Here is a 20,465-nt window from a genome sequence, read left to right as displayed (position 1 = left end):
CTTGCGGGGCGGCGCGGGATATCCGACAAGGAAGCGGCGCCCGCCCAGGCGGGCGCCGAGGCGGAGCAGAGAAACGAGAACATGGCGCGGCGCGACCTGGCGGAAATACCCGGCCTTCTCCTGGTGGAACCCGGAAAGTTCGGCGATCACCGGGGCTTCTTTTCCGAGACCTACAACCGGCGGCGGCTCGCGGAGGCCGGGTTCGATCTGGAATTCGTCCAGGACAACCATTCGCTCTCCGTCGAGCGGGGCGTGGTGCGGGGCCTGCATTTCCAGAGCCCGCCCCATGCCCAGGACAAGCTGGTGCGCGTGGTCCGGGGCGCGGTGCTCGACGTCGCGGTCGACCTGCGCCGGGGCTCGCCCACCTTCGGCGACCACGCCGCGGTCGAGCTCTCGGCGGAGAACTGGCGCCAGTTCCTGATCCCGAAGGGCTTCGCCCATGGTTTCGTCACGCTCGAGCCCGAAACCGAGATGATCTACAAGGTGACCGACTATTACGCGCCCGAGGCCGATCACGGGATCCTCTGGAACGATCCCGCGCTCGGCATCGACTGGCCGGTGGCGCCGGAGGCGGCGCGGCTTTCCGACAAGGACCGCGCGCAGCCGGGGCTCGCGGAAATCGAGAGTCCCTTCGTCTTTTGACCCGTGCGCCGCCCGTGCTATCGCGGGACCGCGCCGATTTCGACATGTAACAGGCGGCCCCCCGCGGGTCGCGACGCCCGAGGAGTTCAGATGCGGATCACAGTTTTCGGTACCGGGTATGTCGGGCTGGTGCAGGGGGCGATCCTCGCCGAGGTCGGTCATGACGTGCTCTGCGTCGATGTCGACCAGGCCAAGGTCGACGGGCTGAAGGCGGGCCGGATCCCGATCTACGAGCCCGGGCTCGAGGACATCGTGAAGCGGAACCACGCCGCCGGCCGGCTCAGCTTCACCACCGACGCCGCCGAGGGCGTGGCCCATGGCCCGGTCCAGTTCATCGCCGTCGGCACGCCGCCCGACGAGGACGGCTCGGCCGATCTCAAATACGTGCTAGCCGTCGCCACGACCATCGCCGAGCACATGGCCGAGGCGAAGGTGATCATCGACAAGTCGACCGTGCCGGTCGGCACCGCCGACAAGGTCCGCGACCGCGTGGCCGAGGTGCTGGAGGGCCGGGGGTCGGACCTGAGGTTCGACGTGGTCTCGAACCCGGAATTCCTGAAGGAGGGCGCCGCGGTCGCCGACTGCATGCGGCCCGACCGGATCGTGATCGGGACCGACTCCCCCGAGGCCGAGGAACTGCTGCGCGAGGTCTACGCGCCCTTCAACCGCAACCATGACAAGATGATCGTCATGGACGTGCGCTCGGCCGAGCTCACCAAATACGCGGCCAACTGCATGCTCGCGACCAAGATCTCCTTCATGAACGAGATCGCGGGCCTCGCGGAACGGCTCGGCGCCGATGTCGAGGCGGTGCGGCTCGGCATCGGCTCGGATCCCCGGATCGGCTACCACTTCATCTATCCGGGCGCGGGCTACGGCGGCTCCTGCTTTCCGAAGGACGTGAAGGCGCTGATCCAGACCGCGCGGGGCATCGGCTTCGATCCGAAGGTGCTCCAGGCGGTCGAGGACCGCAACGACGCGCAGAAGGAGGTGATCTTCGCCAAGATCGCCAGGCATTACGGGGGCGATCTGAAGGGCAGGGTCTTCGCGCTCTGGGGCCTCTCCTTCAAGCCCAATACCGACGACATGCGCGAGGCGGCCGCGCGCGTGCTGATGGAGGCGCTCTGGGAGGCCGGGGCCTCGGTCCAGGCCTATGACCCCGAGGCGATGGAGGAGACGCAGCGCATCTACGGCGACCGCGACGGGCTCACCCTCGTCGGCACCAAGGAGGCGGCGCTCAAGGGCGCGGACGCGCTGGTGATCCTGACCGAATGGCAGGTGTTCCGCGCGCCCGATTTCGACCTGATCGCCGAGCGGCTCAAGGCGCCGGTGATCTTCGACGGCCGCAACCTCTACGACCCGGCGCGGATGGAGAAGCGCGGCTTCTCCTATTACGCGATCGGGCGCGGGCGCGCGTGACGGGCGCCGCTGCGATGGCGGAGAAATCGACGCGGGAAGGGCCGGAGCGGGTCCTCGTCACCGGCGCGGCCGGGTTCATCGGCTTCCACACCGCCGCCCAGCTGCTGCGCCGGGGCGACGCGGTCGTGGGATTCGACGTGGTCAACGACTATTACGACCCGGCGCTGAAGGAGGCCCGGCTCGCCGAGCTCGACCGGATCGCGGGCGAGAGCGGATCTTCCTGGCGCTTCCTGCGCGCCGATCTCGCCGACCGCGCCGCGGTCGAGGCGGCCTTCGCCGAGGGCGCGGAGGGCGCGCCCTTCGACCGGGTGATCAACCTCGCCGCCCAGGCGGGCGTGCGCTACAGCCTCGAGAACCCGCTCGCCTATGTCGAGAGCAACCTCGTCGGCTTCACCCATATCCTCGAGGGCTGCCGCCACCACGGCGTGAGGCACCTGACCTTCGCCTCGACCTCCTCGGTCTATGGCGGCAACCGCAGGATGCCCTTCGCCGAGGATCAGGGCGTCGACCATCCGCTGCAGTTCTACGCCGCGACCAAGCGGGCGAACGAGCTGATGGCGCATTCCTACGCCCATCTCTACGCCCTGCCGGTGACGGGGCTGAGGTTCTTCACCGTCTACGGCCCGTGGGGGCGGCCCGACATGGCGCCGATGCTGTTCGCGAAGGCGATCTCGGAAGGCAGGCCGATCAAGGTCTTCAACCACGGCAACCACAGCCGCGACTTCACCTATGTCGGCGACATCGTCGAGGGGGTGATCCGCGCCTCCGACCGGCCGGCGACGCCGGATCCGGCCTGGAACGCGATGGATCCCGATCCCGCGACCTCGAACGCGCCCTTCCGGATCTACAACATCGGCAACAACGCCCCGACCCAGCTCGCCGATTTCATCGCGGCGATCGAGGCGGCGCTGGGAAAGACGGCGATCCAGGAGTTCCTGCCGCTGCAGCCCGGCGACGTGCCCGACACCTTCGCCGATTCCTCGCGCCTCGAACGGGCGGTGGACTGGTCTCCCGGCACGCCGGTCGAGGAAGGGGTGGCGCGGTTCATCGACTGGTACCGGAGCTTCTACGGCTAGGGGCGCGCGCGCGAGGGAACGGGGGCCCGGTGTCATCGCACTGGCGCGACCCGCCTCCGGACTGGTAGATCCTCTCCGAGGCGAGCCCGATGAAAACGCCCGAGGCCGAGCCCCGAGGTCGAGCATGACAAAAAGACAAGGCGTCCCGGCGCGGACGATCCAGCGCTTCTATCTCAGCCTGCCCGAGCCCTGGCGCGCGGCGCTGCCGCGGGACATGCGCGGCCAGGTGCGCGACTGGCTCGGCCTCGGGTCTTCCGGGCGGGCGCGCGCCCCCCTCGCGGAGATCGGAGAGGAGGCGGGCCAGGAAGACGTGGCCCCCTCCGCCCGCGGCTCGGGGGGTTCCGGCCCGCTGGCGCTCGAGGAGAGGCTCTGGTCGGGCTACGCCGCCCGGGCGATCCCCGAGCTCGAGGCGCTCGCGGGTCCGCGCGGCGCGCGGCCGGCCGCCGGCGTCGCGAGGAGCAAGCGGGCCGAGGCCGCCTGGGCGCTCGCCCGCTGGCACGCCGCCGGCGGCGACGTGCTCCGCGCGCGCTCCTGGCTCGCCCGGCTGCGCGAGCTCGATCCCGGCAAGGCGCGGGGCATGCGCGCGCTGCTGCTCGAGAGCGACTGCCTGCGGCGGACCGGCGCGGGGACGGAGGCGCGCGCGCTGCTGGCGCCCGCGCTGGCGCGCGCGCCCGACGATCCCGATCTCTGCCTCGCGATGGCGAACAGCTTCCTCGTTCCGGACGCCCCCGCCGATCCCGGGACCGATGCGATCAGGCTCGACTGGCTGAACCGGATCTACCGCGCCCGGGGCCTCGCCGAGGTCGCGCTCCGCGACCCGGGCCGGGGCCTCGCGATCGGCAACATCACGGCGACCGCCGCGCCCGAGGAGTGGGGCGGGGCGCCGATGCCGCGGGTCAGCGTGATCATGCCGGCCCACCGCGCCGAGACCACGATCGGCTTCGCGCTCGAGAGCCTCCTCGCGCAGAGCTGGCCCGATCTCGAGATCATCGTCGTCGACGACGCAAGCCCGGACGGCACGGCGGCGGTGGCCGAGGCGATCGCTCGGCGCGACCCCCGGATCACGGTGATCCGCCAGGAGACGAACCGGGGCGGCTACGCCGCGCGCAACCGGGGCTGGCGCGCCGCGACCGGGGATTTCATCACCACCCACGACGCCGACGACTGGTCGCACCCCGAGAAGATCGCGCTCCAGATGCGTTACCTGCGCGATCACCCGGAGGCGCCGGTCTGCTTCTCGGACTGGGTACGCGCCACCCCCGAGCTCGGCTTCGGCTGGCTCTTCCGCGCCTGGTCGCGCTTCGCCGGCAAGAGCATGTCCTCGATCCTGATCCCGCGGCCGCTGATGGAGCAACTCGGCGGCTGGGACGTGGTCCGGGTCGGCGGCGATACCGAGATCCTGCGCCGGATCCAGACGATCGCGGGCGATCCCGGCCTCTCGCCCCAGGCGATGAAGGGGGTGCCGCTCGCCTTCGCGCTCCATGCCGGGACCTCGCTGACGCGCCAGTCCGCGACCCACGTCCGGACCATGCTCTATGGCGCGCGGCGCGAATACGCCGAGGCCTCCGACCACTGGCGCCGCGCGCGCTGGGGCGCGGGCGCCGATCCCGCGGCGCTCCGGATGGATCCCGCCGCCGGGCCGGAGACCCCCCGCCCCTTCCCCGCGCCGCCCGCCGTGCTCGGCCGGCCCGGCGAGACGCGGGAATTCGACCTGCTCGTCGTCACCGACTTCGCGATGAAGGGCGGCTCCTTCGTCTCGACCTTCAACACGATCCGGGCCGCCGTCGCGGCCGGGATGCGCGTCGGCGTCTTCCACTGGCGCCGCTACGACCTCGACATGGCAAAGCCGCTCGACCCGCGGCTGCGCGACCTCGTCCAGGCGGGCGGGGTCACGGTCGTCTCGGCGGGCGAGACGGCGCGGGCGCGAACGCTCGTCTTCGGCTATCCGGTGATCCTCGCGGACGTGCCCGATCCCCTGCCCGCGATCAGCTGCGACGAGGTGATCGTCGTGGTGAACCAGATGGCCGCGCGGCTGCTCGACGGCGGCGACCCGCAATACGATCCCGCGGAACTCCGCGCGACGCTCGCCGGGCTCTTCGGCACCGAGGGGATCTGGGCGCCGATCTCGGGCCTGGTCGCGCGGCTGATGCGGGCCGATCCGCGCTATCCCGCGCCCTCGGACGAGATCTGGATCCCGCTGATCGAGACCGGGGCCTGGTGCGACAAGCCCCCGCGCTGGCGTGGCGCCGGCGGCGCGCTTCCGGTGCTCGGGCGCCACGCGCGCGACGCCTACACGAAATGGCCGAGCGATCCGGAGGCGCTGCGCGCCGCCTATTGCGCCGGGAAACCCTGCGTGATCGAGCTGATGGGCGGCGCGAACCGGGCGCGGGACGTGATCGGCGCCTTCCCGTCGAACTGGGTGGTGCATCCCTTCGACACGATGGACAGCCACGCCTTCCTCGACCGGCTCGACTTCTTCCTGCATTACCCGCACGAGACCTATATCGAGGAATTCGGCCGCGCCGTGCTCGAGGCGCTCGCCCGCGGCCTGCCGGCGGTGCTGCCGCCGGTCTTCCGCGAGACCTTCGGCGAGGCCGCGGTCTATGCCGAGCCCGGCGAGGTCTGGGCCAGGGTCGCCGCGCTCTGGGCCGACGAGGCGGCCTATCTCGCGCAGGCGGCGCGGGGCCAGGCCTTCGTGCACGCGCATAGTGACTGGGAAAGGTTCCCGGCGCGGCTCGCGGCCACGCTCGGGCGAGAAACGGAGACCCCGCGGGAAACGGCGGCGGCGTTGAGGTGAGCATGAAGGACGAGATGGGGGCCGGACCGGCGGCGGGAAGGAAGAAGGCGCGGCGCGGGACGGGAAAGGCCGCGGCCGGCGCGCCCGCGATCGGGAATTTCGCGCTGATCCTCGGCGCGATGAAATCGGGCACGACGACCCTCTACGACTATCTCGTCACCCATCCCGAGATCGCCGCCTGCGTCCGCAAGGAGCCGAGCTTCTTCGCCTCGGACCGGCGGCGGAAGCTGCCCCGGCGCTACTACCGGCTCTGGCCGGATTTCGATCCCCGCCGGCACCGCTACGCGATCGAGGCCTCGGTCGATTACACCAAGCAGCCGCGCTACCGGAACGTCACGAAGTGGATCGGGGAATTTCCCGCGAACTTCAAGTACATCTACATCATGCGCGATCCGGTCGACCGGATCGAGTCGCAGATCGCGCACAACATCGCCAAGGGGCGGATCACCCGGGAGAACTACGCCGACAATCTCGAGGCCACGATCTCGACCTCGCGCTACGCCTATCAGCTCGACGCCTTCCGGGAGCCGCTCGGCGATCCGGAGGTGCTGCTGCTCGATTTCGACGAGCTCCGGCGCGACCCGATGACCCTGCTCGCGCGCGTGGTGGATTTCCTCGGGATCGACCCCACCTTCACCTTCGCCGAGCGTCCGGCCTCGAACACGCGCAAGGCGGTCAATGACAGCGAGACCTTCCGGCTGAGCGCGGAGGAACGCGCGCGCTATCGCGCCGAACTCGCCCCCGACATGGCGCGGCTCGCACGGACCTACGGATTCGACGTCGCGCGCTGGGGTTTCGATCCCGCCGCCGCGCCCTCCCCTGCGCCCGTCCTTCCGCCGCCCGTCCCCCCGGCGGTCCGGGCGGCGCCCCCCTCGCCCGGGGCGGAGAAGGCCAGCCCCCCGAAGAACCGGGACAAGACGGGAAAGACCGGGAAGTCGCGAAGCTACTGGAGCGGCCGGCGGAAGATGGTCTGCTACGACTGCGTCCGGGCGATGGTCGGCCGCTTCGCCGCCGGCTCGCGGAGCCTGCTCGACGTCGGTTCCCACGGCACGGGCCTCGTCGAGGAATTCAAGTGGATCCCGGAACGCGTCTCGCTCGACCTCCGCGAGCCCTATTCCTCGGAGGCGGTCCGGGGCATCGAGGCGGATTTCCTGACCTTCGATCCCGGCCGGCGCTACGATTTCGTCACCTGCCTCCAGGTGCTCGACCATGTGCCCGACGCGGAGGCCTTCGCGAAACGCCTGCTCGCGGTCTCCGACCGGGTGCTGGTCTCGGTGCGCTATCTCTGGCCCGGAGACCCGAATGACGCGCATGGGCACGATCCGGTCGACGAGGCGAAGCTCGACGGCTGGTTCGGCCGCGCGCCCGATCACCGGGTGATCGCGCAGGAACCGCTGCGGGGCGGGCCGGAGAGCCGCCGGATGATCGCCTATTACCACAACGTTCCCGGCGAGACCTTCTCGCTCCGGCCGCCGCGCGCGCGAAGCGCCGCCGCTCCGGCCGTCGCCGCCGCGCCGCGCGACGAGGGGATCCCCGAGCCCGCCGGCGCCGATGATCAGCGACCGGCTTGAGAGCGCCTATCTCGCCCTGCCGCCCGCCCTCCGCCGGCTGATCCCGGAGCACTGGCGGACGGCCTTCCGCGACCGGCTGCTGCCGGAATGGCGCCGCGCCCGGGGCGGCGGCGGCGATGCGCGCGCGCTCGAGGACAAGCTCTGGGGCGGGTTCTCCGCCTCGGCCGCGGCCGAGCTCGACGCGCTGCGCCTCTCCTTCGCCGCCCATCCGCGCGAGGCGGCGCAGGCGGCCTGGATCCTCGCGCGCTTCCAGGCGACGCGGGGCGAGTTCGGCTCCGCCCTCGGCAACATCGTCTTCATGCGCTCGGCCGACCGGGGCGCGCGGCGGCACAAGCGGCAGTTCCTGCAGGAGGCGAAGATCCTCTGCCTGCTCGGGCGCGGCGCGGAGGCGCGCGCGCTGCTCGCGCTCCGGCACGGCGGTTTCGACCCCTCGATCGAGCTCATGCGCGCGGCGAGCCACAGCGCCACCGCAATGGGCACCGCCTGGACGCGGAGCCGCGACGAGGCGGCGGCGCTCGCGCATCTCAACGCGATCTTCGCGCGGATGGGCCTCGCGGAACTCGCGCTCCGCGATCCCGACGCGCCGCTCTCGATCGACAATCTCGTCGCGGCGAAACCGCCCGCGCCCGTCACCGGCGGGCCGCTCGTCAGCGTGATCCTGCCCGCGTACCGGGCGGCGGAGACGCTGCCGACCGCGCTCGCCGCGCTCGCCGCGCAGAGCTGGCGCGAGATCGAGGTGCTCGTCGTCGACGACGCGAGCCCGGATGCGACGGCGGAGGTGGCCCGCGCCTTCGCCGCGCGCGACCCGCGTTTCCGGCTGATCCGGCTCGGGACGAACGGCGGATCCTACGCCGCGCGCAACCGCGCGCTTTCCGAGGCGCGGGGCGAGATCGTCACCGTGCACGACGCCGACGACTGGTCGCATCCCGAGAAGATCCGGCTCCAGGCCGAGCATCTGCTGCGCGAGGGGCCGCCGCACAATCTCACCGCCTGGACCCGCGCCCTGCCCGACCTGATGTTCACCGGCACCGCCCAGGCGAGCCGGAGCCTCGTCTCGCCCAACCTCTCGTCGCACATGATCCGGCGCGAGGCGCTGATCGCCGCCGGCGGCTGGGACCACATCCGCGTCTCGGGCGATACCGAACTCATCTGGCGGATCGAGGCGCTCGCCGGGCGCCCGCGCGAGGCCTGGCGGGCGGAGATCCTGAAACCCGCCTGCCCGCTCTCCCTCGGCCGGCTCGGCCCCGCCTCGCTGACCGGGTCGGAGGCGACGCATGTGCTCTCGATCCACCACGGCGGACGGCGGGAATACCGCGAGGCGGCCGAGCACTGGCACGCGGGCCTGCGCCGGGGCGAGGGGCGCGAGGCGCTCGCGGAACTCGGCGTGGCCCGCTTTCCCGCCCCGCCCGCGCTGCGTCCCGACCGGGGCGCGGGCGCGCCGCTCGACGCGCTGCTGATCGGCGATTTCAACCTCAAGGGCGGCACGACGGGCTCGGCGCTCGCCATGCTCGCGGCGGGCCGGGCGGCGGGGCTCGCGATGGGGATCCTGCACTACCGCCGCTACGATCTCGACGTGACCCGGCCGCTCTCGGGCGCGATCCGCGACCTCGCGCGCGCCTCCGGCGTCCGGATCGTCGCCCCGGGCGAGCGGCTTCGCGCGGCGACGGTGATCCTCACCCATCCGCCGCTCCTCGAACATGCGATGGACCGCTTCCCCGAGATCGACCACGACGCGCTCGCCGTCGTGGTGAACCAGATGGCCGAGCGCGACCTCGACCGGAGCGAGATCGCCTATGATCCGGGCCGGGTCCGGACCAATCTCGGCCGGCTGCTCGGATCGGAAGGGCACTGGCTGCCGATCTCGGGCCGGGTCCGGGCGCTGATGGCCGGGGATCCGCGTTACCCCCGGCCCGCTCCCGCGACCTGGACGCCGCTGATCGACCTCGAGGCCTGGGGCGCGCGTCCCCCGGCCTGGCGCGGCCGGGAGCGGGCGCGGCCGGTGCTCGGCCGGCAGGGGCGCGACCACGCGCTGAAATGGCCGCGGACGGCGGCGGAGATCCGCGCCGCCTATTGCGCCGGGCGCGCCTGCGAGACGCGCTTTCTCGGCGGCGCGCGGGCGGCGCGGGCGCGGCTCGGATCCTGGCCCGGGAACTGGCGCGTCCAGGCCTTCGGCGGCGACGTGCCGGGCTTCCTCGCCGATCTCGATTTCTTCCTCCACTATCCCGATCCGCGCTACATTGAGGAATTCGGCCGCGCGGCGCTCGAGGCGATGGCCGCGGGCGTGCCGGCGATCCTGCCGCCGGAATTCGAGCCGACCTTCGGGCCGGCCGCGCTCTACGCCGCGCCCGAGGAGGTCTGGCCCCTCGTCGAACGGCTCTGGGCCGACGAGGCGGCCTGGCTGGCGCGGGCCGAGGCCGGGCGCGCCTTCGCGCGCGAGACCTGCGACGCGCGGCTCTTCCCGGACCGGCTCGCCGCGCTCGCCGCCGAGGCGCCCGCCCGCGCCGCCGAACTCGCCGAGGCCGAGTTGGGGACCGGGGCTGAACTCGGGGCCGGGCTTGGCGGCTGAGGGGGAGATCATGCCGCCGGACGCGCCGGCCTTCTCGGTCGTCGTCCCGGTCTACCGGCAATGGGAGCATCTCCCCCGGCTTCTCGCGGCGCTCGCGGCGCAGGCGGACGCGCCCGGGTTCGAGCTCATCCTCGTCGACAACGAGCCGGAGGCGGCGGCGCCCCGGCCGGAGGCCCCGCCCGGCCTCGCGCTCCGGATCCTCGCCTGCGCCCGGCCCGGCTCCTACGCGGCGCGCAATCTCGGCGCGGCGGCGGCGAGGGGGCGCTGGCTCGTCTTCACCGACGCCGACTGCCGGCCCGCGCCCCGCTGGCTCGCCGCGCTCGCCGCCGGAGTGGATCCCGGGAGCCTGCTCGCCGGGCCGGTCGAGGTGGTCGGGGGCGAGCCGCCGAATCCCTGCGAGATCTACGACATGATCCGGGGCATCCCGCAGGCGCGCTATGTCGCGCGCGGCTACGCGGCCACCGCCAATCTCGCCGTGCCGCGCGCGGTCTTCGAGGCGCTCGGCGGGTTCGATCCGCGCCGCCTCTCGGGCGGGGACGCGGAATTCTGCCGCCGCGCCGGCGCGGCGGGGCATCCGCTCCGTCTCGTCGCCGGGGCGCTCACCCGGCATCCGGCGCGCGCCGACTGGGCCGAGCTCGCGGCGAAGGAGCGGCGGATCAAGGGCGGGCAGATCGGCGCCGGCCCCCTGCCCCGCCGGATCGCCTGGACCTTCCGCACGCTGCTGCCGCCCCTGGGCGACACCCGCGCCTATCTCGCCGCGCCCGCGCCCTGGCGCTGGCGCGCCGTCGCGGTCGGGATCAGGTTCCGGCTCTGGGGAGTGGATCTCACGGAGATGCTTCGTCTGCTCGCGGGCGGTCGGCCCCGGCGGTGACGGCCGCGTCGGGGGTCCCGGGCGGCCGCGCGCCCGAGGAGACCGAGATCAGCCCCGAGGCGGCGCGGGCGATCAGGAGCCGCTCGGCCGGGAACCACGCGCCCGCGACGGAGCGGATCACGAGCCGCCGTCCGCCCGCCATGAACCAGTCCCGGAGCATCGGCTGCGGGACGGGATGAAGCCCCTCGATCCGGGCGCGCGCGATCTCGCCCTCGGGGCCGGAGACAAGATACTCGACCGCCGCGCCGGGCCCGAGCGCGATCCGGAGCGCCCCGTCGGCGAGGCGTTCGAGCCCGGGCCGGGCCGCGTCGAACCCGTCCCCGGCGCCCTGGGCGAAGACCGGCCCCGGCGGCATCGGACGGGAGTCATCGGTAGGCGCATCCTGCCGGGCGAGGCCGATCCCGAGCTTGTGGGCGAGAAAGGCGCGCGCGTCGACATGGGCCGCGCGGAAGATCGCCGCGTTCTTCCGGACGAGGCGCCGGTTGCTGGCGCGCCCCTCCTTGCCGAAATTGGCCGCGCCCCGGAAGTAGTGCACGAGCGGCGGCCCCTCGGGATCGGGGTTCACCACCTTGCCGCCGAGCGCAGCGAAGCGCAGCGCGAAGTCGAAATCCTCGGCGCGGTTCAGCGTCTCGTCGAACGGGGTGCGCAGGAAGACCTCGCGGGGACCGAGGATCGTCTGCAGCTGGATGTGCCGCCGCGTGTGGATCGCGGCGATGTCGTCGAGCGCGATCGTGGGCCCCGGGCGCAGGATCTGGCCCGGGTCGCGCGCGCTCTCGTGACGCAGATAGTTGCAGGTGAGAAGCAGCCGGCCGGCGGGGTTCTCCGCGCGCGCCCGCGCGAAGGCCTCGACCTGCCGGGCGAGCTTTTCCGGGGTCCAGAGGTCGTCGGCGTCGTACCAGGCGACGAGTTCTCCTCCGGCACGGGCCACCGCGAGGTTGCGCGAAGCGCCCCGGCCGCGGTTCTCGGGAAAGCGCGCGAGGGCGAGCCGGACGCCCTGGCCCTCGCAGCGCGGGCCGAGTTCCGCCACGCGCTCCCCGGTCCCGTCGGTCGAGCCGTCGTCGGCGACGACGATCTCGAAGGGTGGCGCGGTCTGGCCGAGGATCGTGTCGATCGCCTGCCCGACCACCTCGGCCGCCTGGTAGACGGGCAGGAGCACGCTGACGCGGGGCATCGCGGGGGTCATCGGGCGAGAAAGCCGATCCGGCCCTGGATCAGGGCGGCGAAGGGAAAGTCGTCCCGCGCCAGCACATGCTCCCAGGCGCGGCGGCTGCCGGGCGTCGACATCACGTCGTCGACCAGCACCACGGCGCGCGGCGCGAGCCAGCCGAGCAGCGACTTGTAGTCGCGGACCACCGTGTCGAAGTCGTGCCTGGAATCGAGAAAGCACAGATCGACCCGCGCCTCGGGTTCGAGATGACGGGGAAAATCGCCGAAATCGCCGGGGATCACCCGGGCCCCGGGCAGGATCATCCGGATCGATTCCTCGGCGAGCCGAAAATAGTCGCCGATCTCGAAGCTCAGGAACCGCCCGGTTCGGGTGAGCGCCGCGGCCGCGGCGAGATACATCCCCGAGATGCCGAGCCCGGCCCCCGCCTCGAGCGTGAGCCGCGGACGCACCTCGGCGGCGATCGAATAGAGGAGCCGCCCGTAGCGGCGCGGCAGCGAGATCGTGCCGGGCGTGACGAAGGCCTGCCCGGCATGGTCGTTCACCCCCGCGTAGCTCGGATGCAGCGTGAGCGGCGGCAGGCTCGCCAGATGCCGGCGGCGTTCCTCGATCCCGGCGAGCGCCCTGTTGCGCAGCGGCCGGTCCGCCAGATGCCGGAGCCGCTCGCCGGACCAGATGTCGGATCCGGCGCGAAGGCAATCGATCGCCAATGGCGTGGAGTCGGGGGTGTTTCGCATTTCGTCCCTTGGCCTTGGCCGGTATATCTAGCCGGGGGCGCGAGGCAGTGAAAGAGGATGGCCGTTCCGGGGCCGGCGCGGGGGGCGCGAGCCGCGGAAGGCGCATCCGGGCGTAGTCATCGAAAGACAACATGTTTACGAGCAGAAAGAAGAACATCCGCCTCGATGAGGCCCACCCCCGGGAAGCCATCGTCGTCAGCTTCTTTGGCGGGGATGAATATTATGCGAAATGCGCCGATCGCCTCGCGCGGCAATGCGAGGACTTCGGCCTTTCCTACGACATCTGCGAATACACCCCTTCCGATGGCGAGGGATGGATCAACATCTGCCGCAGGAAGATCGCCTTCTACACGGAGAAGGCGGAGGAATACGGGGCGCCGATTCTCTGGCTCGACATCGACGGCCAGATCATCGCCGATCCGCGCCGGATCCTGCGCTCCGGCGCGGATCTCGGCGCCTTCCTGCGCAACTTCAGATATCTCGTCGGCTTCGATCCGGTGATGTTCGCGCGGCTCCTGCATCCGGGCTATCTGCTCATCGGCCAGTCCGACCGGACCCGCGCCTTTCTCGAGACGCTGCGCGAACTCGACCGGACCGGCGATCCCGAGGGAACCGACGATTACATCCTGCAGGAGGCGCTCGAGCGCCACGAGGGCCGGCTCGGCTTCGAGATCTTCTCGCCGGCGGACATCGTCTTCTCCAACGAGGCGCGCGGCCGGGCGGGGGCGGTGTTCCAGCATGGCGACAGCGGCAATGTGAAACCCAACGTGACGGTCGCGACCCAGCACGAGGCGCTGATCCTGACCCCGGAGCGGCGCAAGCGCGTGCTGCGCGACTCCGCGGAGGCGCATGTCCGGGCGAAGCGGCCCCGCGAGGCCGAGCCCCTGCTGCGGGAGATGCTGCGGGTCGATCCCCGCGATCCCGACGCCACGCTGCGGCTCCTCAAGCTCTATCGCTCCCTCGGCTGGAAGAGCAAGCACGCCGCCCTGGCGCGCAAGGCGGAGGCCGAGCCCGATCTCGCGCCCCGGATCCTGCGCCACCGCTACGAAGCCGCCGTTTCCGACGGCGATCTCGCCCGGGCGGCGAAGCTCGCCCTGAAGATCGAGACACGAGGGAGCGAGGCCGATCGCGCCTTCGCCCGGAGCCGGCAGTACCGGCTGAGCTTCGACGAGGAGGCCGAGGCGCGCGGGATCGCCGCCGAGGCGCGGGTGCCGCTCTGGTGGTGGGAGCGCCCCTATCCCGGCAATCTCGGCGACATGATCAATCCCTATCTGATCGGGAAGCTGACCGGCGTGCCGCCGCGCTTCGCACCGAAGGGCGAGCGTGTCCTCGCCATCGGCTCGATCATCAAGTTCGCCCGGCCCGGCGATACGGTCTGGGGCGCCGGCTGCCCCTCGGCCGGGCATCCGATCGAGCCCGGGGCCGAATACCGCGCCGTGCGCGGCCCGCTCACCCGGCGCATGGTGCTCGAGGCGGGCGGGGCCTGCGCGCCGGTCTACGGCGATCCGGCCTGGCTCCTGCCGCTCGTCCATCCCGACCCGGGCCGGCCGAAGACCCACCGGCTCGGCCTGATCCGGCATTTCACCCATCGCGACCGGCCGATCGAGCTTGGCGAGGGCGTGCGCGAGATCGAGATCCTGCGCGCCGGCCGCGAAGGCATCGAGGCCTTCCTCGACGAGATGCTCGGCTGCGAGGCGATCGTCTCGACCTCGCTGCACGGGCTCATCATCGCCAATGCCTACGGCATCCCGGCCCGGCTCGCGACCTTCGTGGACGCCGACCGCCAGATCCATGGCGACGGGATGAAGTTCGACGACTATTTCCTCAGCATCGGCCTGCGCGAGGCGAGGCCGTTCGACCTGACCGGCGTCGGGCGGCTGACCGGGGATTTCGCCGCGCGCTGCGACGACAATCCCGAGCGGGAGATCGACCTCGCGGCGCTCATCGCGGCCGCGCCCTTCGAGGTCGTCCCGGAGGTTCTCGCCGCGCTCGAGGAGCGGAGGCGGGCGAAGGCGGCGCTCCGGGCCCGGATGGGAACGCTGACGCGCCGCGCCCTCGCCGCCGTGGGCGCGGCGCGGCGCGCCTGAACCCGCTCGCCTCAGGACCGGCGCGGGCGGGTTCCCCCGCGCGCGCCGGTCCGCCCGAGCACGCCGTGAACGGCGTATTGCCCGAAATACCAGGCGGCGCGCGGCGCGGAGAGGCCGAGCTCGCCCCGGTAGAGCGCCCAGGTGTCCCGCGCGGCGACAAGCTTGTTGCCGGAGAGCGAGGCGGCGGCCACGCGGTAGTCGGCCAGCACCTCGGGCAAGCCATGCGCGGCCTCCACCCGTTCGAGCAAGCGGAGCCAGAGCGCGTAGTCCTGGCGGCGGCGGATCGCGGGCATCTCGACCCGGCCGAGCGCCTCCGCGTCGTAGACCGCCGTCAGGCAGCCGATCACGTTGCGCCGCAGGAGCGCGGCCCGGGTGACCCGGGACGGGGCGGCGACGATCCCGAGCGGCCGGCCGGAGGCGTCCTCGCGCGCATAGGCGGTGAAGGCGAAGGCGTGGCCGCCCCGCTCCATGAAGCCGATCTGGCGCGCGAGCTTCTCCGGGCGCCAGCGGTCGTCGGCGTCGAGGAAGGCGATGTAGCGCCCCCGGGCCGCGCGGAGCCCGGTGTTGCGCGCGACGCCCGCGCCGCCGTTCCATCCGGTCGCGAGCGGCCGGACCCGGGGATCGGCCGCGGCCGCGGCCGCGATCAGCGCGGCCGAGCCGTCGGTCGAGCCGTCGTCGATCAGCAGGTGCTCCCAGTCCGCGAGGCCCTGCGCCCGGACCGAGGCCAGGGTGCGCGGCAGGGTCGCGGCCGCGTTCCAGACCGGGGTGACGATGGAGACCAGCGGGCGCGGGGAGGCGCTCACCGGTCGAGCAGCGCCGCGGTGTGCCGGCGCAGCAGGTAGAGGCCGATCACGAAGAGGCCGAGCGAAATGCCCGCCACATAGGGGATCGAGACATAGCCGGGATGATAGCCGCCATAGACTCCCGCGCGCGACAGGCCGATCACATGGGCGAGGGGATTGTACCAGAGCACGTCCTGCAACCCGGTCGGCACCGACTCGTAGAGGAAGAGCACGCCCGAGGCGATCATCTTCGGCCGGCTCAGGATCTTCCAGATCGAGCGCCAGGTCGGAAAGAAGCCGAAGAGCACGCAGTTCACCGCGCCGATCCCGAGGCCGAAGAGTGCGGCGAGGAAATAGGCGAGCGTGACCGTGCCGAGGTCGATCTCGACCGGCTGGTCGAGGGTCGCGAGGATCGCGGCGTAGAGGACCACGGCGACGACGCCCATGGTCAGCGTCGAGAGCAGGAATTTCGAGAGCACCGCGTCGACCACGCCGACGACCGGATGGCTGAGGAGCCCGCGGTTCGAACGGACCGCGGAGGTCACCGAGGAGGAGACGACACGATAGGCGTTAAAGGGAATGTAGCCGCTGGCGTAGAAGAGTATGAAGCTCGAGCCGAGCGGCGGCGAGCGGAGCGCGAGGCTGAAGGCGAGCGAGAGCAGCAGGATGCCGCCGAGCGGTTCCGCGATCGCCCAGAAATAGCCGCCCCAGGACCGGCCGAAGTCGGTCTGCATCTCGCGCACCATCAGCGCGAAGAGCACCCGCAGCCGCTGGAAGCGCACATGGCCCGCCCGGGCCGCCGGAGCCATTTCCGGCGCGTCGGGGGAAGCGAGGGGGGGTCGGGGAGCGGCCATGGAGGGGGCCATGGCCATCGCGCCGTCGTCCATGAAGTCTTCCGAAATAAGGCGTTGCGTTCCGGCACCGCTCGCCAACGACCGCGTGAGGAGCACCCCGCGCCGGTTTGCTTTCATCCGGGGCAAGGAGTAAACCTTGGCCGGTTGCGATGACAAGCACGGTTTCGTGTCAGCTTCCGGGGGTCCGATGACAAATTCGCAAGGTCGCCGCGCCAGGTCACGCCCGGCGCTCCCGGCCATCGGACCGGCGGAGCCCGACGCGCCCGACGGTTTCCCGGAAGCCGGGGGCGGTCCCGAGGATCCCGGGACCGCTCCCGGGGCGGAGCGGCTGGTGCCCGACGAGACGCTGGCGGCGCGGCGCGCCGCCCGCCGCGCCCGGCGTGCCGTCCGCGCCGGGGAGGAGGCCCGGGAGCAAACCCCGGCGGAGAGCGTTTCCGCCCCCTCTCCCGGGGAAGCCTCCGCGGAAGGGACCCTCCCGGCGCCGGGATCCGGTGACGGAAAACCCGATTGGGCCGCGCTGCCCGCCGCGCGCCGCGCCGCCGCGCGGCGGGAGGCGCGGGAGGCCAGACTCGCCGCCCGGGCCGCGCCCGATCCCGAGCTCGATCCGGAAGCCGAGGGACTCGAGCCCGCGCCGCGCCGCCGCCGCCGGCGCGGCCGCGCCGAGCCCGAACTCGCCCCGGGCGAGATCGAGGCGACGCTCGCGGCCCAGCCCGAGGTGCGGCCCGCCAGGGCCGAGCGGCGCCATCTCCTGATGGCGCTCAGCTTCGCCGCGCTGGTGCTCCTGCCCTTCCTCGTCGTCGCGACCTATCTCTACACCCGGGCCGCGGACCAGTATCATTCCTCCGTCGCCTTCTCGATCCGCTCCGAGGAAGCCGGCGGCGGCGCCTCGGGCATTCTCGGCGCGCTGACCTCGATGGGCTCGGGCTCGGCCTCCGATACCGACATCCTGTTCGATTTCATCCGCAGCCAGAAGATCGTCGAGGAGATCAACCGCGATCTCGATCTCCGCGCGATCTACAACCGGGCGGCGCCCAGGGACTTCTGGTTCACGCTCGGCGAGAATCCCACGATCGAGGCGCTGCATGACGAGTGGAACCGGATGGTCACGGTGAACCTCGGCTCGGCCGGGATCATCGAGGTGACGGCCAAGGCCTTCGATCCGGAGGACGCGCGCAAGATCGCCCAGGCGATCCTCTCCCATTCGAGCGCGCTGGTGAACCGGCTCTCGCAGCAGGCGCGCGGCGATGCGATCCGGTTCGCGAGCGGCGAGCTCGCCCAGGCCGAGACCCATCTGCGCGCGATGCGCCAGAAGATGAACGATTTCCGCCGCGAGCACCGGCTGGTCGATCCCTCGGCCGACGCGGCCGGCCAGGCGGGTCTCCTGAACGCGCTGCAGGCCCAGCTCGCCCAGGTGCTGGTCGACCGCGACATGCTCAGGACCTACGCCTCCGACACCGACCAGCGGATGATCCAGGCGAACCGGCGCATCGACGCGATCACCGAACGCATCGACCAGGAACGCTCGACGCTCGGGGTCGAGGGTGTCGAGGGCTCGCTGCCGGACGTGCTCTCCGACTACGAGGAACTGCGCGTCGATCTCGAATTCGCCAATACCGCCTATACCCAGGCGCTCGCCGGCCTCGCCGCCGCCAAGGCCGAGGCCGGACGGCAGAGCCGCTATCTCGCGCCCCATATCCAGCCGACCTTCGCCGAGACCTCGCTCTATCCCCGCCGCGCGATGCTCGCCGGGCTGACCGGGCTCTTCCTGATGCTGGGCTGGGGCGTGGCGATGCTGATCTACTACAATGTGCGCGACAACCACTGAGCGCGGGATCGCGGGAGGCCCCGGCGGCCGGTGATCGAGTTTCGCGACGTCTCGAAATACTATGCGACGCCGGGCGGGCGGAAGGTGGTGCTCGACCACCTGAACCTGACCCTGCCCTCGGGGACGAAGATCGGCGTGCTGGGCAGGAACGGCGCCGGCAAGTCGACCTTCCTCGCCATGGTCGCGGGCACCGCGCATCCGAACCGGGGCCGGATCCTGCGCCACGCCTCGATCTCCTGGCCGCTCGGCTTCTCGGGCAGCTTCCACTCCGACCTGACCGGCGCGCAGAACGTGCGCTTCGTCGCCCGGATCTACGGGATGGATACCGACACGCTGGTCGATTACGTGCAGGATTTCGCCGAGCTCGGCGAGTTCATGGACATGCCGATCCGCTCCTATTCCTCGGGGATGAAGGCGCGGCTCGCCTTCGGCATGTCGATGGGGATCGCCTTCGACTGGTATCTCGTCGACGAGATCACGGCGGTCGGCGACACGTCCTTCCGCAAGAAGTCGCTCGCGGTGTTCCGGAACCGGCTGAGCGCCGCGGGGCTGCTCATGGTCTCGCATTCGACCGGCACGATCCGGAACTACTGCGACTCGGGCCTGGTGCTCGAAGGCGGCACGGCGCGCTATTTCGAGGACGTGGAAGAGGCGATCGCCCATCACGAAGGCAACATGAGACGCCGCCGCTGACCCGGTCGGCGGCGCGCACGCGCGCCCCGGGGGATCGTCAGCCGGAGGCGGCGGTCCTTTCTCCCCCCTCCTCCCCCGGATAGCCCTCGGGGTTGCTCGACTGCCAGTGCCAGCTCGAGGCGCACATCTCGGCGATGCCGAGTTCGGCGCGCCAGCCGAGTTCGCGGAGCGCCTTGCCGGGATCGGCGTAGCAGGTGGCGACATCGCCCGGCCGGCGCGGCGCGAGGACGAGCGGGATCTCGCGCCCCGCGGCCTCTCCGAAGGCCCGGGCGAGTTCGAGTACCGAGGTGCCCCGGCCGGTGCCGAGGTTGAACGCCTCCCAGCCCCGGCCCGCTTCCTCCCCCGCCGTCCAGTCGACGGCGGCGAGATGCGCCCGTGCGAGGTCGGTCACATGGATGTAGTCGCGCACGCCCGTCCCGTCGGGCGTGTCGTAATCGGTGCCGAAGACGTTGAGCGCCGGGCGGCGGCCGACCGCGACCTGGGTGATGAAGGGCATGAGGTTGTTCGGGAAGCCCGCCGGATCCTCGCCGATCCGCCCCGAGGGATGCGCGCCGACCGGGTTGAAATAGCGCAGGACCGCGATCGACCAGGCGGGATCGGATCCGGCGAGATCGCGCAGGATCTCCTCGGCCTGCAGCTTGGTCCGGCCGTAGGGGCTCGAGACGCGCGTCGGATGAGCCTCGTCGAGCGGCAGGTAGTCGGGATCGCCATAGACCGTCGCCGAGGAGGAGAAGACGAAGCGCCGGCAGTCGCTTTCCGCGAGCGCGCGCAGGAGCGAGAGCGAGCCGGCGACGTTGTTGTCGAAATAGCCGAGCGGATCGGCGACGGATTCCCCGACCGCCTTCAGCCCGGCGAAGTGGATGACCGCCTCGGGCCGGAACCGGGCCACGACCGCGCGCACCGCCTCGGTGTCGCGCAGATCGGCCCTGGTGAAGCCGAAGTCGCGGTTGGAGAGCTGGCGCACGCGATCGAGCGCGGCGGGACGGGAATTGCCGAGATTGTCGACGACCCAGGCCTCATGCCCGGCCGCCAGGACCTCGACCAGCGCATGGGTGCCGATATAGCCGGCACCGCCGGTTACAAGAATTCGCAAGGCGACCTCCTCACGCGGATTGGACCAGAACCGGATAAACGGGCGAACACGGAAAGTTGCATCGCGGTGCGCGAAGTCTACACAAGGCCGCGACCGGCTGCCAAGGCCCCGCGCCCCTTCTTGACCGCAAGCGCAACGAAGCCCCGGAGGGTCACTCCGGGGCTTGCTTAAGTGTTTGATCTTGTGCGTAAATCTTGGTTGCGGGGGCAGGATTTGAACCTGCGGCCTTCAGGTTATGAGCCTGACGAGCTACCGGGCTGCTCCACCCCGCGTCAAGGGTTGCGTCT

15 protein-coding genes and 1 tRNA gene are annotated in these 20,465 nt (G+C 71.9%); 10 read left to right on the top strand and 6 right to left on the bottom strand.

The window, feature by feature from the left end:
- The first annotated feature begins 81 nt into the window (after positions 1–81).
- The 7 genes from rfbC to FJM51_RS17665 all read left to right on the top strand — a co-directional run bounded on the left by rfbC (position 82) and on the right by FJM51_RS17665 (position 10,942).
- Positions 82–642: a dTDP-4-dehydrorhamnose 3,5-epimerase gene (gene rfbC / locus FJM51_RS17695; protein ID WP_140455466.1), complete on the top strand. Its 561-nt coding sequence runs from the start codon at positions 82–84 to the stop codon at positions 640–642.
- Positions 643–732: 90 nt separating this feature from the next.
- Positions 733–2,061: a UDP-glucose dehydrogenase family protein gene (locus FJM51_RS17690; RefSeq protein ID WP_140455465.1), complete on the top strand. Its 1,329-nt coding sequence runs from the start codon at positions 733–735 to the stop codon at positions 2,059–2,061.
- A gap of 14 nt (positions 2,062–2,075) precedes the next feature.
- Positions 2,076–3,137, top strand: coding sequence for an NAD-dependent epimerase (locus FJM51_RS17685; RefSeq protein WP_140455464.1), 1,062 nt, complete (start codon positions 2,076–2,078; stop codon positions 3,135–3,137).
- Positions 3,138–3,261: 124 nt separating this feature from the next.
- Entirely contained in the window at positions 3,262–5,934 is a 2,673-nt protein-coding gene (locus FJM51_RS17680; RefSeq protein WP_140455463.1) for a glycosyltransferase, read from the top strand.
- 2 nt (positions 5,935–5,936) lie between these two features.
- Complete coding sequence (locus tag FJM51_RS17675; RefSeq protein WP_140455462.1) at positions 5,937–7,505, top strand: sulfotransferase; 1,569 nt, start codon at positions 5,937–5,939, stop codon at positions 7,503–7,505.
- Positions 7,486–10,071: a glycosyltransferase gene (locus FJM51_RS17670; RefSeq protein WP_140455461.1), complete on the top strand. Its 2,586-nt coding sequence runs from the start codon at positions 7,486–7,488 to the stop codon at positions 10,069–10,071. Before FJM51_RS17675 ends, FJM51_RS17670 begins: the two co-directional genes overlap by 20 nt.
- A gap of 10 nt (positions 10,072–10,081) precedes the next feature.
- A complete protein-coding gene (locus tag FJM51_RS17665) occupies positions 10,082–10,942 on the top strand; it encodes a glycosyltransferase family 2 protein (protein WP_140455460.1) in 861 nt (286 codons plus the stop codon).
- Here the strand turns inward: FJM51_RS17665 and FJM51_RS17660 are convergent.
- Both FJM51_RS17660 and FJM51_RS17655 read right to left on the bottom strand, forming a co-directional pair.
- Positions 10,896–12,113: a glycosyltransferase family 2 protein gene (locus tag FJM51_RS17660; RefSeq protein WP_181164610.1), complete on the bottom strand. Its 1,218-nt coding sequence runs from the start codon at positions 12,111–12,113 to the stop codon at positions 10,896–10,898. The genes FJM51_RS17665 and FJM51_RS17660 overlap by 47 nt on opposite strands.
- 8 nt (positions 12,114–12,121) lie before the next feature.
- Complete coding sequence (locus FJM51_RS17655; protein ID WP_140455458.1) at positions 12,122–12,844, bottom strand: class I SAM-dependent methyltransferase; 723 nt, start codon at positions 12,842–12,844, stop codon at positions 12,122–12,124.
- A 131-nt stretch (positions 12,845–12,975) separates the two neighbouring features.
- Between FJM51_RS17655 and FJM51_RS17650 the strand changes: the two genes are divergently transcribed.
- Positions 12,976–14,931, top strand: coding sequence for a polysaccharide pyruvyl transferase family protein (locus FJM51_RS17650; protein ID WP_140455457.1), 1,956 nt, complete (start codon positions 12,976–12,978; stop codon positions 14,929–14,931).
- An 11-nt stretch (positions 14,932–14,942) separates the two neighbouring features.
- On the opposite strand, the gene FJM51_RS17645 is transcribed toward FJM51_RS17650, so the two are convergent.
- Both FJM51_RS17645 and FJM51_RS17640 read right to left on the bottom strand, forming a co-directional pair.
- Entirely contained in the window at positions 14,943–15,734 is a 792-nt protein-coding gene (locus FJM51_RS17645; protein WP_140455456.1) for a glycosyltransferase family 2 protein, read from the bottom strand.
- Positions 15,731–16,600, bottom strand: coding sequence for an ABC transporter permease (locus tag FJM51_RS17640; protein WP_181164609.1), 870 nt, complete (start codon positions 16,598–16,600; stop codon positions 15,731–15,733). The genes FJM51_RS17645 and FJM51_RS17640 overlap by 4 nt, the downstream gene beginning before the upstream one ends.
- 154 nt (positions 16,601–16,754) lie before the next feature.
- On the opposite strand from FJM51_RS17640, the gene FJM51_RS17635 reads away from it, so the two are divergent.
- On the top strand, positions 16,755–18,392 hold the full coding sequence (locus tag FJM51_RS17635) for a KpsE/RkpR family capsule polysaccharide export protein (RefSeq protein ID WP_181164608.1): 1,638 nt from the start codon (positions 16,755–16,757) through the stop codon (positions 18,390–18,392).
- 30 nt (positions 18,393–18,422) lie between these two features.
- Complete coding sequence (locus tag FJM51_RS17630) at positions 18,423–19,085, top strand: ABC transporter ATP-binding protein (RefSeq protein ID WP_140455453.1); 663 nt, start codon at positions 18,423–18,425, stop codon at positions 19,083–19,085.
- 37 nt (positions 19,086–19,122) lie between these two features.
- Here the strand turns inward: FJM51_RS17630 and galE are convergent, their stop codons facing one another.
- Positions 19,123–20,178 carry a UDP-glucose 4-epimerase GalE gene (gene galE, locus FJM51_RS17625; protein WP_140455452.1) on the bottom strand — a complete coding sequence of 352 codons (1,056 nt, stop codon included), beginning with the start codon at positions 20,176–20,178 and terminating at the stop codon, positions 19,123–19,125.
- Positions 20,179–20,373: 195 nt separating this feature from the next.
- Positions 20,374–20,450: transfer RNA gene (locus FJM51_RS17620), tRNA-Met, on the bottom strand.
- Positions 20,451–20,465 lie beyond the last annotated feature (15 nt).

The organism is Amaricoccus solimangrovi (assembly GCF_006385685.1).
Classification (GTDB): Bacteria; Pseudomonadota; Alphaproteobacteria; order Rhodobacterales; family Rhodobacteraceae; genus Amaricoccus; species Amaricoccus solimangrovi.
Note: the sequence above shows the minus strand (reverse complement) of the source record. Positions and strands in the feature narration are given on the sequence as shown.